We start from the raw sequence: 15,762 nt of genomic DNA, 5'->3' as shown, positions 1-15,762 counted from the left end.
ACAAAACTTTAAACAATACTATATATATGAGTACATTAAGACTATTTATATTAGAAAAATATGATGAAGATATCATAAAAATTATCTCCAATACGCTTATCAGATTTAGCAAAATATCTCTTATTTTAAATTATAAATTCCATATAAAGAGATAAAATATTGTCTAAAAACTATCCCTGAATCACTCTAAACAAGAAAAAAGAAGAAATTATCTTGTTTACAAAACAATTAGAAGAACACAAAAATATACTTACTTAACATGGCATTACAGACTAGTACCACCATTACAATTGGTGATATTACAATTGACAATTTCAGCAATTTAAAAATCAATCAGGAAATTCACTCCCATAATACCTTCTCGGTAGAAATAAGACAAGATTTACTTGTGTCTGAATTTAAAAGCGTCATGCCTGTCTCGCAGCGCTTGTATGGCGAAAAAGTAACAATCGAGATCAAACCAATTGAGGGATTAGATGATTTGATGATTATCTCTAATCGCAATGATTATGTATTGCACTTTTCAGGCATTGTAACAAAAATCAAAACACAAAAATCCCGTTTTAACGATCTTGAAGAAACATTATTTATTTCCGGGCATAGCCGTTCTATTCTTTTAGATGATGGCCAAAAATGTAATTCTTTTACGCAAAAATCGCTACACGATATCGTAACCGAAGTCAAGGCGGGTTATGATATTGATATGAATATTTTTCCGTTTTACAAAAACATCCTGCCTTACACAGTCCAATATAACGAAAGTACTTTTGATTTCTTAAACCGTATTGCGAAACGATACGGACATTATTTTTATGACAATGGCCGTGTTATGGTTTTTGGCGCTCCGGGAACTTCGGGAGGAGAACCTAAATTAGTATACGGCGCCAATATGCAGGAATTTAGTTATGAAATGAAAGTATTACCGGCTCAGTTCGATGTTATAGAAAACGACAATCGTTCAGGAAATTATTCAACAGATCAAACTATAAACTATCGTAACGAATGTGATGGTTTTCAGCAGAATTTTTTAAACAAATCTAATACTGTTTTCAATCAGACCGCACAGCAACAACGGAATCAGAATTCTGCCGGCGGAAGCGGAAAAACGGCTTTGGAAGAATACTCCAAGAACAAAATGCGATCTGTTTTAGGTAAACTAATGCAGGTAACTGTAAAAAGTGAAGTGGCGGGAATTACACTGGGCAATACAGTTCGCATAACTGGTGTCGATGCACAACTCGAAAGTTCATATTGCGTAACGAGCGTTAAACATTTCTGCGAAGACGAAGGTTGTTACGAAAATGATTTTACAGCGGTAAACTTAAATGGTTCCGTATTTTCCCCGCAAACCAATCCTGATTTACTGCCCTATTGTATTAGTCAGACCGGAATAGTTATAGCTAATGCTGATCCAGACGGACTGAGCGCGGTGCAGGTACAAATGCCGTGGCAGGAACCTAAAAACAAAACAACACCTTATATTCCACTGCTACAAAATTATGGCGGTACTAGTAAAGGTTCTCATCTAATACCGGAAATTGGCGATACCATTTTGGTAGAATTTCAGGGAAACAATGCGGAACTTCCTTTTGTTGCTGGAATTATGACCAATACGAAACAAAAAAGTGGTTTCAGCACACCTAATAATGATCTGAAAGTACTAGCTACCCGAAGTGGTAATCAATTGGCAATGAATGATAGCGCCGGAAGCGTATTACTTCAGGATGCTTCTAACAACAAAATCGAATTAGATGGCAACCATAATATTACACTAAGAGCAGACACACTGCATATTGATGTTAAAAATCTGATTATTAATGCGTCAGACAGCACTAAAATAACCACTAATGATTATGTTCTTAATGCGCTGAATAAAATTTATGTTACCAGCAAAGAAATGAAGCAAGTCATAAAGGGTTTTATGAATCTATGCAGTGGTAAAGTTTTAATAAATAGTAATGACACGATTGATATCGAAGCAAAAGTTGTTAAAACACATGGTAAAAAAAAGGTAGTAGTTCACTCCGATGAAGAAGCAATTATCAATAGCAAAGGTACCGCTAAAATAAATAGCGGCAGCGGTAACGGCTTTACCAACTCACCTGCAACAATAAATGCCGCTCCTACTCAAGCCATCGAACTTGCTGTTGTTCATTTTAGACCTAATAAATTTTGGAGAGGAGAATTTGGTTTTGACTGGCTTCGCGAAAAAGACAATGGTTTAAGCATGGAATCCGATTATGAAAGCATTATTGAAAGCGGCTATAAAAACGGCATAGCTGACCTAACCCAAGCAGAAGCTTTTGAAAAGTTTAAATTAGAATACGAGACTATACCTATTGCACGTAAACCAGTAGCTGGAGCAACATCTTCGCCTGCAGAATATTTTGTACCGTATTTAACCCTGTTTTCTGAGGAATTTGTACAATCTTTAAATCCAGGCCGCTTGGTAAAACCTCCTTACTACGCAACATTAAGATTACTTATCGATATCGAAGAAGACTTAGAGAAGTTGGAATTTGAATATGACAAAACTTTATTAAAGATCGATACAGACGTTTTGTCTGAAAAAAATAAAACAAAAGGATTAGTAGATAAAAAAATTAGCATCACTGTTACCTGCTTAAAGGACTTAAATCAAGATGAATATATTGATATATATGCGTATCCTAAACCTATTACCAGTTCTTCAAGTGCTGCAACGCTGTCGAATGTTCAAGATAAAAAACTGGCTGGAAGATTAAAAATACTTAAAAACAATGATGACATCCGCCAGGAATTAGATATCGCTTTGATAAAAGTCAAGACAGAGATAGCTAATCCAGGATGTGTAGATAAGGGGGCATTTACTACGTTAGAAGAAATAAATCTATATAATACGCTCTATCAAACACTTAGTATACCCAATATTGAAACCTTAAAATTAGATTTAACAGCTGAACCTGATTTTATGCCTGGCGGCTGTCATGTAGACGGTGACTTCATCAAAGCTTTGGATAGCAACGGTCTATTGAGAAAAAGTCTATTTACAGATTGTAAGGATCTTTTTTTTGATTTACAAGATCAGAACGGTACTACTTATGATCTACTTTACTCTTTCCATTTTACTATTTTTAAATTTGGAATCCCTTCAAACGAGCCAACTTTTGAAGGAGTAACTCAAGAAATAGGAATATTCAATGCTGTTTTATTTACCACAGCAAAAAGTGATAATTATACTTTAAATCACGAAACAATGCATGGCTTAGGACTTTATCACACACATCGTGATCATGCAATACTAACTGAGTCTGGATATAAATATACATTTCCATGCGGAGTTAAGACTGATTTTCAACAAACAGGTAATCCAGATCACGCTACAACTAACATCATGGCTTATAATAAAAGCACTTACTCTTTATGGTATTACCAATGGAAAATTGTAAATCCTAGTATTACGTAATAAAATGAAAAAGTCACTATTGCTGTTCTATATTCTGGCTACCTGTAATTGCATTAGTCAAACAACAACGGTAACTGAAAAAACTACAAACCAAATCAAAAAAGACAAAATGCAATATTTCAACATTGAACTATACAAAGACTGGGAAACAGACCCTGCCTGGTCACAAACTGAAGATGAAAAATTTCTAAAAAAGGATAATGAACGTTTAAGTCTATCATACTATGACGATAAAATACAGGTAGAAAGAAGCTCAATACTAAACACATATAAAAAAACAGCTGTCTATGATAAAAAAACAAGCCTTATGCGCATTTTCCTTACGCAGTTTTATCAATTTTCGATAGGAATAACTAAAACGTACGATGAAACCGGTCTACTTATTAATGAAGTTAATAATGACAAACCTTATCTTTTTACATTACCACAACTCATTGAAAAAATCAAAAATGAGAATGGTGCTGATTTAGAAGACAGAACACAAAAAAGTATTGTTAGCAGACATGTAGATCAAGAGATAGGCAAACCTATTTATGAAGTTTATCTGCGATCTAAAGAATATCCTGATGCTAAATGGGAATATTTTTTAATAGACGGTATAACAGGAGAGACATTATTCATAACTTCTTATCCTACCAGAAGCGCGAAACCTAAAGTACCTATTTATGAATATCTAAAAGTTTTAAAACAAAAGAAAGCAGAAGACAACGCTTATTATAAAAGTTATAAAGGCAAACATTACACTAAAAAAGAATGGGAGATTTTTGAAGAAGAATGGCATAGAAAAGATGAAGAACAAAAAAACGGCAGAAACTTTTTTTGGGATAATATTTTTAACAAGTAAAAAGAAAAATGAAAAAGATATTTCTATTGTTATGCTTGATAGCATTGTATTATGGCACAAGCCAAACTAAAACAGCATACGAAAATGCAAAAAATGAAGGACAAAAAGAAGATTTTAATGAAGATAAGGAAAGCAATACCGATTCCTCTTCGTTAGATACTTTACCTGCTTTTAAGGAACCTATTATTTCGCCAAAAGAAGAAGACAGCTCCTGTTTTAAAACTGATAAAAGCAAAGGATATACTGAAACTGAATGGGAAGTCTTTAAAGAAGAATGGTATACCAAGTATGGCGACACAAAAAACGGTGAAGATTTTTGGGATGTGATATTTAACCTGCAAGGAAAAAAGCAATTATAAATTGATTTCACAAAACCCGTATTTGTACGCGTTTGCAAAAAGCAAAAAAAGCAACATATTTGAATCCTGTAACATTATTTAAAAATACTGTAAACCAATTCTGATAGGTTCTGAATAATTTTACATCATAACATTTAAACCAAAAAATCATGAAAAAGTTACTACTAGCAGGTAAAGTTATTTTAGGAGCAGGACTAATTATTATATTTTTGAATTCTTGTAAAAATGAAACAAAACAAGAAGATCCAAAAGAAGTCGCTGAAGATATTAACGAAGCAAAATTTGATACTATTGCCGATAAAGAAGATGATTCTGAATTTTTAGTAGATCAAGCTGAAATTAACCTTGCTGAAATAGAAATTGGAAAATTAGCACAAACTAAAGGTACAAACGCTGAAGTGAAAAAATTTGGTAAAATGCTTGTTGATGAGCATACTAAAGCAGCTTCAGAAGTAAGTGCTCTGGCTAAAACCAAAAACTTTACGCTACCAACTTCTCTAACAGAAGAAGGACAGGAAGAATACAAAAAATTAAATGAAAAATCAGGTGCTGATTTTGACAAAAAATTTGCTGATATGATGGTAAGCGGACATGAAAAAGCAATTGAAAAACTTAGAAAAGCTGCTGAAGATGCAACTGATGCAGATATTAAGCTTTGGGCTACTAATAGTATTGCAGGTTTGACCGCACATTTAGAACATGCCAAATTGTTGAAACAGAACCTGGACAAAAAATAAATTGGTACTGGTATTTTTTTGAGGAAACCCCCTAAGAGTTGAATTGCTTAGGGGGTTTTATATTTTTATCAACTTTGAGATGATCTTTAATTCCTGCTATTGTTTTAAAGATGCCATATCAATTACAAATCGGTATTTGATATCACCTTTTAATAAACGTTCGTAAGCATCATTTACATCGTTAACACCTATAATTTCAATATCTGCTGTAATATTGTGTTCTGCACAAAAATCTAACATTTCCTGAGTTTCAGCAATTCCTCCAATATTAGAACCTGCAAAACTTCTTCTTCCCATTAAAAGACTAAACGATGTTACAGGAAGCGGTTCCATAGGAGCTCCAACTAATGTTAGTGTTCCGTCTACTTTAAGTAAATTTAGATAAGCATCAATATTATGTTCTGCTGATACACAGTCTAAAATAAAATTCAATGATTTAGCATGCTTCGCCATTTGATCCTCATCTGTAGAAAGTACTACTTCATCAGCTCCTAAACGTTTAGCATCTTCGGTTTTAGACAATGAAGTCGTAAATACAACAACATGTGCTCCCATTGCTTTCGCTAATTTAATTCCCATGTGTCCTAAACCACCAATACCAACAATACCTACTTTTTGTCCAGGACCTACTTTCCAGTGTTTTAATGGAGAATAAGTTGTAATACCCGCACATAGCAAAGGTGCAACTCCGGCAAGATCTAATTTATCTGATATGTGCAATACATAATTTTCATCGACTACAATACTCTCTGAATATCCTCCAAAAGTCTGTCCACCTAAGTGTGCATCGATAGAGTTAAATGTTAGTGTATTTCCAGGCTCACAAAATTGCTCTAACCCTTCTTTGCAATGTTCGCATTCTCTACAAGAATCTACCATACAGCCTACTCCTGCCAGATCACCAACTTTGAAATGCTTAACATGATCTCCTACTTTTGTAATTCTTCCTACGATTTCATGTCCTGGAACGATTGGATACATAGTTCCGTGCCATTCGTTTCTAGCCGAATGTAGGTCGGAATGGCAAATTCCACAATATAAAATTTCAATTTCTACATCATGAGCCAATACTTCTCTACGCTTAATATCTAAAGGTTTTAATAATGCTTCGGCAGCTTCTGTACCAAAAGCTTTTACGTCTTTTGTCTCCATATTTTTTAAGTTTTTATGTTTAATGTTTTTGTTTCAGGTTTCAGGTTTATCTAAACTTATAAGTAAGAGATTGGCATTACAAAAAATCCAAAAATCTAATAATCTAAAGATCCAACAATCTAAAAATCTAATAATCTTAAGAAAAATCTATTTCCCGAATGCATAATATTCTTCATCAGTCACACTTTCTTTCCATACACCTGAACCTTTGTCAATTTCAGTAATAATAGCAATGTAAGAGAATGAACTAAAAGGTGTCGCACCATACCAATGTTCAACTCCCGGTAAAATCGTAACGACTTCATCTTTATGAAGCAATCGCATGCTGCTTCCCTTTTCCTGAAAGTAACCAATACCATTTGTTGCTATAAGCAAGTGTAAACTCGGATTTGTGTGCCAATTACATCGTGAGCCTGCTTCAAAAGAGACTTCTTTTATAACTGTATTTTCGGGATGAATATTGCTGGTTTGTTTTTTATACGACACATCTCCTGTCATATATGGACTGGTAACCTTACCTTCTTCTATAATAGTAGCATTAAATGTTGACATAAGATTCGTTTTACAGATTAGTAGTGCAAAATTACTATGACAATGTGTAACACAAATAATGATATTCAAACAAAAAATTATGAATTTGAAACATTTTAGGTTCGCAACGATTTTGGAATCGTTCCAGTAAGTCTCTTAAAATAGTTATTAAAATAGCTTGGATATTCAAATCCGAGTGAGTACCCGATATCTGCAATACTCCAATCGGTGTGCTGCAACAAAGCTTTTGCTTCGCTGATAACCCGTTCTGTAATGTGAGCCGTTGTCGGTTTTCCGGTAACTTCTTTAACCGAACGATTTAAATGATTTACGTGCACAGAAAGGCTCTGCGCATAGTCCTGAGGTGTTTTTAAAGCCAAAGGCTCGTTCTTTGTCTCAATAGGAAACTGTCTTTCCAGAAGTTCCAAAAACAAAGACGTTATTCTGGAAGAAGCATTTTTATGCTTGAAAAAATGTTCTGCCGGCTGCATTTTCATTGCTTCATGCAGCATTAAATTTACATAATTCCGAATCAAATCGTCTTTAAAAACATAATCGGTTTCCTGTTCTTTGATCATTCTCTGAAACATAGCATCTATAAATACTTTTTGTTCAGCACTTAACGAAAAAAGCGGTGTTCCACCAATTTTAAACAAAGGCGATTCGGCAAGACTTTCAGAACGATCACTTGTCTTTAGAAATTCTTCCGTAAAAACACAAGCATATCCTTCGTATTCTTTCGAAAGTGTTTCCCACGAATATGGAATATGCGGATTTCCGAAAAACAAAACAGTTCCGTCAATTTCTATTCCTCTATCTGCATACTGAACAAGACTTTTACTGGTATTGATACAAATTTTATAAAAATCCCGACGATTGTAAGTCGGAATTTTACTTCCCTCACCATTTATCTCATATACTTTAAAACCTTTCAGTTTTAAATCGCTTACTCCAACTTCTGCTGTTTGGTTACATTCCTGCTCTTTCATAATGCAAAGTTATGAAAATCAAACATACAAAAACAAAGAGGAATTACTTTTTAGACAACACAACACTTCCTGCTTTTAATCCTTTGGCTGTAGCCGATAAAACAACCTCACTCTGAGTTCCGTCTTTTTGAACTATTATTTGTGCATAACCATTAAACAATTTTCTTTTCCAAGGTTCTGATGGTGTTATGACTTGAACAACTCCCGGATCTGTATTCATAACATCCCAGTCTTTTACCTTTTGAAGTGGTTTAGCCGCAATGTGAATGGTGTTTTTACCTTGTTTTAAAATAGAAGAATTCAGAACATATTTTTGAGGATCCTCTGCACTTGCCGCTACTTTGTTTCCGTTTACAAAAATCACCGTCTCTAAACCAATTTTTTTATAAAAAAAGCTTACTATATTGCTACTTAAATTGTTCTTTAACTCAAAATTACCGCGGTATGCATACGATTCTGCCTGATTTTTATAATCCCTGTCTTTAAACGCTTCTTTCCAGTTTTCGTCAGCATTTACAGCTACATTTTCTGTAGCAACACTGCTTCTTTGTTCCTGAAAATTAGCAAGAGGCATTACCGTTACTTCATCCAGAAATATATCTTTTTCTAATGATTTAGGATCTCCATTTCCTACTCCTAGAATTTTTCCACCCTGAATACTAAATGTAATTTCGTTATTCGCTGTCGGTACATGTTGCCCTTTTTTATCGGTAACTTCAACCGTAATAACACTTACATCAGCATTGGGCTGATTTTCTTTATCTACCGTAAGTTTTATATTTTCCTGAGCTCCTGTTGTTTTTTTTACGTCAGTCAGTATCTTTTTTCCGTTTTTATAACCAACAGCTTCTAAGGTTCCCTCAGCATACGGCACCTTCCATTCTAAATGTCCGTTTTGTTCCATTTTCTGCTTCCCTAAACTTTTCTTATTTAGAAAAAGCTCTACTTCATCACAGTTAGAATAAGCCCATACATCAATTTCTTTACCTTCTTTGTTCCAATTCCAATGTGGCAAAAGATGTAAAACAGGTTCAGTTCCCCACCATGATTTAAGATAAAATACATTGTCTTTTGGGAAACCGCAAACATCCATCATTCCAAAATACGACGTAACAGATGGCCAGCCATAAGGCGTTGGTTCTCCACGATAATCAAAACCTGTCCAGATAAACATTCCTGCTAAATAAGGACGTTCTGCATAAAACTTCCATCCTTCTTCGATACTGTAAAAACTAGGACGTGGTTTTTTATCATAAGCACTCTGATAATGTTTGGCATCGTCTGTAAAATAAATTCCTCGGGTTGCAAACGTAGAACCTTCTTCTGTTCCCATTCCGGGTTGTTGTCTAAACTCATTTCTGTGGGCGTCTATATCTCCGTTACCCAAATAATTATAACCCATTATTTCCACTACAGAAGATATTCCGCTTTTAAATCCGCTGCTAATACCAACCGTTACAGGTCTTGTATTGTCTATACTTTTGGCAAATTCCTGCATAACATTCGTAATGCGCTCACCTGTTATATTTCCTTCAATATTCCATTCTTCATTACCAACAGACCAGCAAAAAATACTCGGATGATTGCGATCGCGTTCCATCATTCGCTTTAAATCATTCAAATGATAATCGTTAATTCCCATCAATCGGGTTTCATCAATGACTAGCATTCCCAACTCATCACAAGCTTTAAGCAATTCCGGAGTTGGTGGATGATGCGAACAACGATACGCATTAGAACCCATCTCTTTCAGTTTATTAATTCTGAAATACTGTAAGGCATCCGGCAAAGCTGTTCCAATACCTGCATGATCCTGATGATTGTTAGTCCCTTTTAGTTTTACTGATTTTCCGTTAAGGAAAAAACCAGTTTCAGCATCAAAACGAATGGTTCTAATTCCGAATGGCGTTTCGTAGTGGTCAATTATTTTTCCGTCTTGTTTTATTTGCGTTACTAAACGGTATAAATAAGGCGAATCCAGATCCCATAACTGAGGCTTATTCACGTTTAGTTTTGTAGTATGCTGTATTGTTTTATAAAAGCCAGGAGCTGCTGTCTTTTCAGAAACCGTTTCGATTTGTTTTCCTGTTGCATGCAGAATACTTTGAATAATTTCGATCTCACCTTTGTAATTTCCTTTATTTTCAACAGTAACCTGAGCCGTAACCTCCGCTAGATTATTTTGAACTAGAGAAGTAACGTACGTACCATTTTCAGCAATTCGAATTGGATTTGTTTTTTGCAGATATACATGTCTGTAAATTCCAGCTCCTTCATAATACCAGCCTTCTTCCATAGAAGCATCTGCGCGTACTACAATGGTATTTTCGCCACCGTAATTTACATAAGCCGTAACATCGTATTCAAATCCATTATAACCACTTTCTTCTGTTCCAAGAAAAAATCCGTTAAAAAACACTTTCGAATTTCTAAAAACACCATCAAATTTTAATGAAATAATACGTCCTTTATCTGTCTCCGAAATATTAATTTTTTTTCGGTACCAGCCAATACTTTTGTCCGGATAATTTTTGCCCGCAGTTTTAAATCCGTGACTAAAACTTGCTTTCTCACTAAAAGATTGCTCCACTGCCCAATCATGAGGTAGATCTAGTTTTCTCCAGGCGCGATCATCGAATCCTGCTGCCGCTGGTCCGTCTCCGAAACCTGTTTTAGTCAAATAAGAGAAATAGCCTGTTGCATGCCCAAAATCTTTATCAGTATCATACAAATGCCCAAATGAAAAACGCCAGTCTTTATCGATTAAAGTCAATTCCCGCTCCAATTTGTTTTGAGCGAATAAAGAACAAGACAACAAAAAAATAACGTAAAAAAGGATTCCTTTGGGAGAAATAGTTTTCATAAATAATATGGTTAATAAAACTTGGTTTGCAAATAGCGATAAAAATATTGTTTTTAAACCGATTAAAATAATAGTATTTTATCAAATTATGATGTATTTGTTTTCATTAGAATAGCCTGAAATTTGGTTTTAAAAATTTAGAATCATTCTAATGGCTATAGTGCAGGAAAGTTTTTATCATTTGATGTAATTTTATACTAGTAAATCAATCAAAACAATTTTGTGCCATGACTGTTATCAAAAATGAGACAAGACTTCATAGCACCCTAAAAAGCGTTGATCAGCAGATTGACAAACTTAATGATCAGAAAATAGTTGCTTTTTTTGAGTCGCTTGGTCTAACCGAACGAAATGATGTACCGAAAGATTTTCTGAAGTGGGAAACAATTTTAATTATAGTGCCGAATCGTCAAATTTCTAATGAAATAAAACAATATAAGTTTTCGATTTCCAGACTGTTCTTTGTTACGAATCCTTACGCGGATAAAATTCATCTTTATGATTTTAAAGAATGGAAAAATGTAACCAGAAATAAAACGCAGTTTCAGATCAGAGAAATGTTGAAAACGAGTTACGGAGGCGTAAAGAAAATAGTAAACTAATTATTGCTAAATAGTTTTACCCAAACAAAAATGATTGAGAGTAGATCAACAAAAAAGTCCAATTCTTATGAATTGGACTTTTTTTATACTGTTATTTCATGCTTAAAATGAAATTGTTTATTGTGGCGCCAACAAGCTTTTAAGTTTTTCATCCAAAGCATTTCCGTGAATGTTTTTTGCTACTATAATTCCGTTTTTGTCTATTAAGAAATTCAATGGTACAGATTGCAGCATATAGTCTGCAACAACCGGAGATTTCCAGTATTTTAAGTCACTTACCTGAATCCAAGGCAGTTTTTGTTTGGCAATCGCTGCTAACCAAAGTGGCTTTTTAGTATCCATAGAAATACTGAAAATAGAAAACTTGCCGGCATACGTATTGTGTAGCTTTATCAATTGCGGTTGTTCTTTAATGCAAGGTCCACACCATGAAGCCCAAAAATCAACCAATACATAATCTCCTCTCAAAGAAGATAATACCTGATTTACTCCTTTGGTATCCGGCAGGTCAATTTCCGGTGCAATATCACCAACATCTGTACCCACAACCTGAGCATTTGAACTTGTTATTATACAACATAAGAAGGCTAAAATAAGTAGTGTTTTTTTCATAATCAATTGTATTAATTTGGGGGTTTTATATCTTGAATTTTATCTTAAATTTTATCTTAAAAAAACTTCATAGCTTTTGATTCAATGAAAAGCAAATATAAATACTTCTTAGAAAATATGTCTGCAATCCTGCTACTTTTCTCTTCCCTAGTCTTAATTTTTTGGTAAAATTTAATTACTTAATTGGTATATCGGGAAAAGTCGATATCTTTGCTCCATGGAAAATGTAGAAATTTTTAAAGCACTCTCCAACAAGTCTCGATTACAGATGTTGGAATGGTTAAAAGAACCCGAAATAAATTTTCCGGATCAACTTCAGTACGGCGGATTTGAACACGGTGTTTGTGTGGGACAAATTCAAGCCAAAGCCGGACTAACGCAATCAACAGTTTCTGAATACCTGTCTCTTTTACAACGTGCCGGATTTGTAGAATCCAAACGCGTTGGACAATGGACTTACTATAAACGCAACGAAGGTGCCTTTGAAGCACTCAGTAAATTAATTCAATCTAATTTGTAAATTACTATGAGTACAAACAACCTGTTTTCGCCATTTAACTTAAAAACGTTAAATCTTAAAAATAGAATCGTAATGGCGCCTATGACGCGCTCATTTTCTCCAAACGGAGTTCCAACTGATGCAGTAGCTTCTTACTACCAAAAAAGAGCTGAAGGCGAAGTTGGTCTAATATTATCTGAAGGAACTGTAATCGACAGACTTTCATCATCAAATGACGCTAACGTTCCTCATTTTCATGGAGACGAAGCGTTAAAAGGATGGAAAAAAGTGATCGATGAAGTACATACAGCCGGAGGTCAGATGGGACCACAAATCTGGCACATGGGAATTATGGACAATCATCATTCAGGATGGGTTCCTCCTGTTCCTTTTGAAGGTCCGTCAGGATTAAACCGACCAGACTTTAATAACGGAAATACGATGTCTGAAAAAGACATTGAAGACACTATACTTGCTTTTGGAAAAGCAGCAGCTGATGCTAAAAGATTAGGTTTTGATACTATCGAAATTCACGGTGCTCACGGTTATTTGATCGACCAGTTCTTTAGAGCTGAAACAAACTTACGTACTGATATTTATGGTGGTAAAACACTTCCGGAACGTAATCGTTTTGCTATTGAAGTGGTTAAGGAAATCAGAAAACAAGTAGGTAATGATTTCGCTGTAATTATGCGTTTTTCTCAATTCAAACCTTCTGATTACAATTATAAACTGGCAAAAAATCCACAGGAATTAGAAGCCTGGCTTACGCCTCTTGTTGATGCCGGAGTTGATATCTTACACTGTTCACAACGCAGATTTTGGGAACCTGAATTTGAAGAATCTGATTTAAACTTTGCAGGATGGGCTAAGAAAGTAACAGGAGCTCCAACTATTACAGTAGGTTCTGTTGGACTTTCAGGTGATTTCTTTGGTGCTTTTGCAGGAGAAAGTTCTCAGCCAACTTCTTTAGAAGAATTAAACAGACGTTTCGACAGAGGTGATTTTGATCTTGTTGCTGTTGGAAGACCTCTTTTGTCTGATCCAAACTGGGTTGCAAAAATTAAAGCAGGAAAAACTGATGCTCTAAAAGGTTTCAGTAAAGAAGCTTTAGCTGAATTGATTTTAGAATAAATTTTTATAAAGGTTCAGAGTTGCAAAGGTTCAAAGGGACAAAGGTTCTTTTGAACCTTTCCCTTTTTTAGGTACTGAGATACTAAGTTGCTAAGGTTCTAAGTTTTTACAAAGTGTAAGAGCCTGTATGATTTCTGCAATAACCTCAGCAACTTAGAACCTTAGCCCCTTTTCTAAGCAACCACTCTCTTCTGAAACTTATTTTGAAGCCAGTTTCTAACTGGTTCATCATATAATTTTAAGCACAAGTAAGCGATCACAATACTGGTTACAACTACTCCAATTCCCACTAAGTAGCCATCTTCCATAGTTATTTTATTATCGATAACCCAAGCTGTGAACCAATAAATTAGTGGATAATGGGTAATATAAATTGGATATGAAATGTCGCCTAATATTTTACAAATTTTAAGTGAAAATGCATTTTTTATTTCTCCTCCGGCACCAATGGCAACGATAAGCGGGAATATCAAGATAATACAAAATGATTCGTACAAACCATTCATCCAAAGCGTGTTTTCGTCTCCAAAACGAGGCAATGCCAAAACGATTGTTATCAAAATACTACAAGCCCAGAATGCGCCTTTTATGTGAATTAATTTTCCTAAACGAGAAAGTAAAATACCGGCAAAGAATGGATATAGCAAACGGGTAAAACCAACATTTAACTGTTCCGCGTTCAATGACCATCCGCCAATAACATCTCCTTTTGTACCAAAAACGGTATAGTTAACGACCATTACAGCAAATACCAACACAAAAATTGAAAGGACTTTATTAGAAAATCTGCGAAATAGTACAGCATATAAAATATTAGCGATGTACTCGAAAAATAAAGACCATGCAGGACCATTTAGCGAATGCATTTCTCCCCAACCTCTAATATCTGCTGATGGAGGCAAAGGAATTAAGGTAAAACCAATTAACATAACTAAAATAACTTTCCATACGGGAGTTCCTGCTATTTGAGGAAACACAGTATCTGAAGCCTGAAAATAAAACAAGGCGGCTCCAATGATCATTCCCATAATGACCATGGGTTGCAGACGAATCAAACGTCGTTTGTAAAATTCCCATTGGGTCATCTTTACCCAGCGATCATCATAAGCATAGGCTACAACGAATCCTGATAAAAGAAAAAAGAAATCAACGGCAAGATAACCGTGATTGATAATTTGCTCAAAACGGTTTCCTAAGGCAAACGTTTCGAAAACATGGAAGGCAACAACTAAAATTGCGGCAACTCCACGTAAACCATCTAAAATTTCATAATGTTTTTTTGGTTTAATGTCGGTAGTGACTGAACTCATTGTTTTGGTTTTTGGTTAAATGTTAGATTTATTTATTGGTGATTTTTAAGCCATTCTGCTCTGCGCTGGTCCGGCAGGTGCTTAACGGTAAAGTTTTCAAATTTAGCTTCAAAACCTTTTCCGTCAGGTGATGCTGCCATCAAACCCACCATAACAGGTTTGTTATCCTCTAAGGGTGCATTGCGTGTCATGATATACGTTTTGTCATCAAAAGAATAAAATACTTCGATAGCATCTAATCTTCTTACGGCTTTGATCCAGATAAATGGCGGTGCTTTTTCTAAGGTAGTTACACTCCAATCGCTTTTGTCGTGTGTAACCACAGTACTGATATTGAATTTACCATCTACAAATTCAACTCCGGTTTTGATGTAATTTTTCTCGTCTACACGAATCATTAATCCCATTTGATCAAAACGGGCAATATAATTTCCTGTCAATTTTACTTTTGCCTCAAATTCACCACCATAATTTGCGTAATAAAATGGAGCATCATCTACAGTAAATCCGTAGTGCGAAATACGCCAATAATCGCTATTGGCAGTAACATTCATAATTAATGCATTGTTTTTAATCTCCCATTTTTCAGGTTCATTAAACCACTGCATTTTGTTTAGGCTTTGCGCCGAAAGGTTTTGTGCTAAAAATAAAATAATAGCACCAAGTATAACTTTTTTCATAATAC

At 34.9% G+C, this 15,762-nt stretch carries 14 protein-coding genes; 7 read left to right on the top strand and 7 right to left on the bottom strand.

Annotation, left to right across the window (positions count from 1 at the left end):
• The first annotated feature begins 259 nt into the window (after nucleotides 1-259).
• The 4 genes from B0A66_RS11690 (at nucleotide 260) to B0A66_RS11675 (ending at nucleotide 5,385) form a co-directional block, all read left to right on the top strand.
• Nucleotides 260-3,445, top strand: a complete 3,186-nt coding sequence (locus tag B0A66_RS11690) for a contractile injection system protein, VgrG/Pvc8 family (protein ID WP_089050017.1) — start codon at nucleotides 260-262, stop codon at nucleotides 3,443-3,445.
• A gap of 4 nt (nucleotides 3,446-3,449) precedes the next feature.
• A complete protein-coding gene (locus B0A66_RS11685) occupies nucleotides 3,450-4,289 on the top strand; it encodes a hypothetical protein (RefSeq protein ID WP_089050016.1) in 840 nt (279 codons plus the stop codon).
• An 8-nt stretch (nucleotides 4,290-4,297) separates the two neighbouring features.
• Nucleotides 4,298-4,648 (top strand): hypothetical protein, encoded by a 351-nt coding sequence (locus tag B0A66_RS11680; protein WP_089050015.1) that lies wholly within the window; start codon nucleotides 4,298-4,300, stop codon nucleotides 4,646-4,648.
• A 149-nt stretch (nucleotides 4,649-4,797) separates the two neighbouring features.
• A complete protein-coding gene (locus B0A66_RS11675; RefSeq protein WP_089050014.1) occupies nucleotides 4,798-5,385 on the top strand; it encodes a DUF4142 domain-containing protein in 588 nt (195 codons plus the stop codon).
• A 96-nt stretch (nucleotides 5,386-5,481) separates the two neighbouring features.
• Here B0A66_RS11675 and B0A66_RS11670 read toward each other — a convergent pair whose 3' ends face one another.
• The 4 genes from B0A66_RS11670 to galA form a co-directional block, all read right to left on the bottom strand.
• Complete coding sequence (locus B0A66_RS11670) at nucleotides 5,482-6,537, bottom strand: NAD(P)-dependent alcohol dehydrogenase (protein ID WP_089050013.1); 1,056 nt, start codon at nucleotides 6,535-6,537, stop codon at nucleotides 5,482-5,484.
• 147 nt (nucleotides 6,538-6,684) lie between these two features.
• Nucleotides 6,685-7,089, bottom strand: coding sequence for a cupin domain-containing protein (locus B0A66_RS11665; protein ID WP_089050012.1), 405 nt, complete (start codon nucleotides 7,087-7,089; stop codon nucleotides 6,685-6,687).
• A gap of 95 nt (nucleotides 7,090-7,184) precedes the next feature.
• Nucleotides 7,185-8,057: a helix-turn-helix domain-containing protein gene (locus B0A66_RS11660; RefSeq protein WP_089050011.1), complete on the bottom strand. Its 873-nt coding sequence runs from the start codon at nucleotides 8,055-8,057 to the stop codon at nucleotides 7,185-7,187.
• Nucleotides 8,058-8,100: 43 nt separating this feature from the next.
• Nucleotides 8,101-10,920 (bottom strand): beta-galactosidase GalA, encoded by a 2,820-nt coding sequence (gene galA / locus B0A66_RS11655; protein WP_089050010.1) that lies wholly within the window; start codon nucleotides 10,918-10,920, stop codon nucleotides 8,101-8,103.
• Nucleotides 10,921-11,147: 227 nt separating this feature from the next.
• On the opposite strand from galA, the gene B0A66_RS11650 reads away from it, so the two are divergent.
• On the top strand, nucleotides 11,148-11,522 hold the full coding sequence (locus B0A66_RS11650; protein WP_089050009.1) for a hypothetical protein: 375 nt from the start codon (nucleotides 11,148-11,150) through the stop codon (nucleotides 11,520-11,522).
• Between the two features lie 117 nt (nucleotides 11,523-11,639).
• On the opposite strand, the gene B0A66_RS11645 is transcribed toward B0A66_RS11650, so the two are convergent.
• Nucleotides 11,640-12,134 (bottom strand): TlpA family protein disulfide reductase, encoded by a 495-nt coding sequence (locus B0A66_RS11645; RefSeq protein WP_089050008.1) that lies wholly within the window; start codon nucleotides 12,132-12,134, stop codon nucleotides 11,640-11,642.
• Between the two features lie 217 nt (nucleotides 12,135-12,351).
• On the opposite strand from B0A66_RS11645, the gene B0A66_RS11640 reads away from it, so the two are divergent.
• Nucleotides 12,352-12,654: an ArsR/SmtB family transcription factor gene (locus tag B0A66_RS11640; RefSeq protein WP_089050007.1), complete on the top strand. Its 303-nt coding sequence runs from the start codon at nucleotides 12,352-12,354 to the stop codon at nucleotides 12,652-12,654.
• Nucleotides 12,655-12,660: 6 nt separating this feature from the next.
• Entirely contained in the window at nucleotides 12,661-13,767 is a 1,107-nt protein-coding gene (locus tag B0A66_RS11635) for an NADH:flavin oxidoreductase (RefSeq protein ID WP_089050006.1), read from the top strand.
• A 173-nt stretch (nucleotides 13,768-13,940) separates the two neighbouring features.
• Here B0A66_RS11635 and B0A66_RS11630 read toward each other — a convergent pair whose 3' ends face one another.
• Both B0A66_RS11630 and B0A66_RS11625 read right to left on the bottom strand, forming a co-directional pair.
• Complete coding sequence (locus B0A66_RS11630) at nucleotides 13,941-15,077, bottom strand: acyltransferase family protein (protein WP_089050005.1); 1,137 nt, start codon at nucleotides 15,075-15,077, stop codon at nucleotides 13,941-13,943.
• A gap of 32 nt (nucleotides 15,078-15,109) precedes the next feature.
• Nucleotides 15,110-15,757, bottom strand: coding sequence for a DUF1349 domain-containing protein (locus B0A66_RS11625; RefSeq protein ID WP_089050004.1), 648 nt, complete (start codon nucleotides 15,755-15,757; stop codon nucleotides 15,110-15,112).
• Nucleotides 15,758-15,762 lie beyond the last annotated feature (5 nt).

Source organism: Flavobacterium hercynium (assembly GCF_002217285.1).
GTDB classification, from domain to species: Bacteria; Bacteroidota; Bacteroidia; order Flavobacteriales; family Flavobacteriaceae; genus Flavobacterium; species Flavobacterium hercynium.
The sequence above is the reverse complement of the archived record's forward strand: the minus strand, read 5'-3'. Positions and strand labels throughout refer to the sequence as shown.

Bases quoted from the DNA above. Each gene is read 5' to 3' on its own strand.
- B0A66_RS11690 (WP_089050017.1), top strand. From the start codon at position 260: ATGGCATTACAGACTAGTACCACCATTACAATTGGTGATATTACAATT.
- B0A66_RS11685 (WP_089050016.1), top strand. From the start codon at position 3,450: ATGAAAAAGTCACTATTGCTGTTCTATATTCTGGCTACCTGTAATTGC.
- B0A66_RS11680 (WP_089050015.1), top strand. From the start codon at position 4,298: ATGAAAAAGATATTTCTATTGTTATGCTTGATAGCATTGTATTATGGC.
- B0A66_RS11675 (WP_089050014.1), top strand. From the start codon at position 4,798: ATGAAAAAGTTACTACTAGCAGGTAAAGTTATTTTAGGAGCAGGACTA.
- B0A66_RS11670 (WP_089050013.1), bottom strand. From the start codon at position 6,537: ATGGAGACAAAAGACGTAAAAGCTTTTGGTACAGAAGCTGCCGAAGCA.
- B0A66_RS11665 (WP_089050012.1), bottom strand. From the start codon at position 7,089: ATGTCAACATTTAATGCTACTATTATAGAAGAAGGTAAGGTTACCAGT.
- B0A66_RS11660 (WP_089050011.1), bottom strand. From the start codon at position 8,057: ATGAAAGAGCAGGAATGTAACCAAACAGCAGAAGTTGGAGTAAGCGAT.
- galA (WP_089050010.1), bottom strand. From the start codon at position 10,920: ATGAAAACTATTTCTCCCAAAGGAATCCTTTTTTACGTTATTTTTTTG.
- B0A66_RS11650 (WP_089050009.1), top strand. From the start codon at position 11,148: ATGACTGTTATCAAAAATGAGACAAGACTTCATAGCACCCTAAAAAGC.
- B0A66_RS11645 (WP_089050008.1), bottom strand. From the start codon at position 12,134: ATGAAAAAAACACTACTTATTTTAGCCTTCTTATGTTGTATAATAACA.
- B0A66_RS11640 (WP_089050007.1), top strand. From the start codon at position 12,352: ATGGAAAATGTAGAAATTTTTAAAGCACTCTCCAACAAGTCTCGATTA.
- B0A66_RS11635 (WP_089050006.1), top strand. From the start codon at position 12,661: ATGAGTACAAACAACCTGTTTTCGCCATTTAACTTAAAAACGTTAAAT.
- B0A66_RS11630 (WP_089050005.1), bottom strand. From the start codon at position 15,077: ATGAGTTCAGTCACTACCGACATTAAACCAAAAAAACATTATGAAATT.
- B0A66_RS11625 (WP_089050004.1), bottom strand. From the start codon at position 15,757: ATGAAAAAAGTTATACTTGGTGCTATTATTTTATTTTTAGCACAAAAC.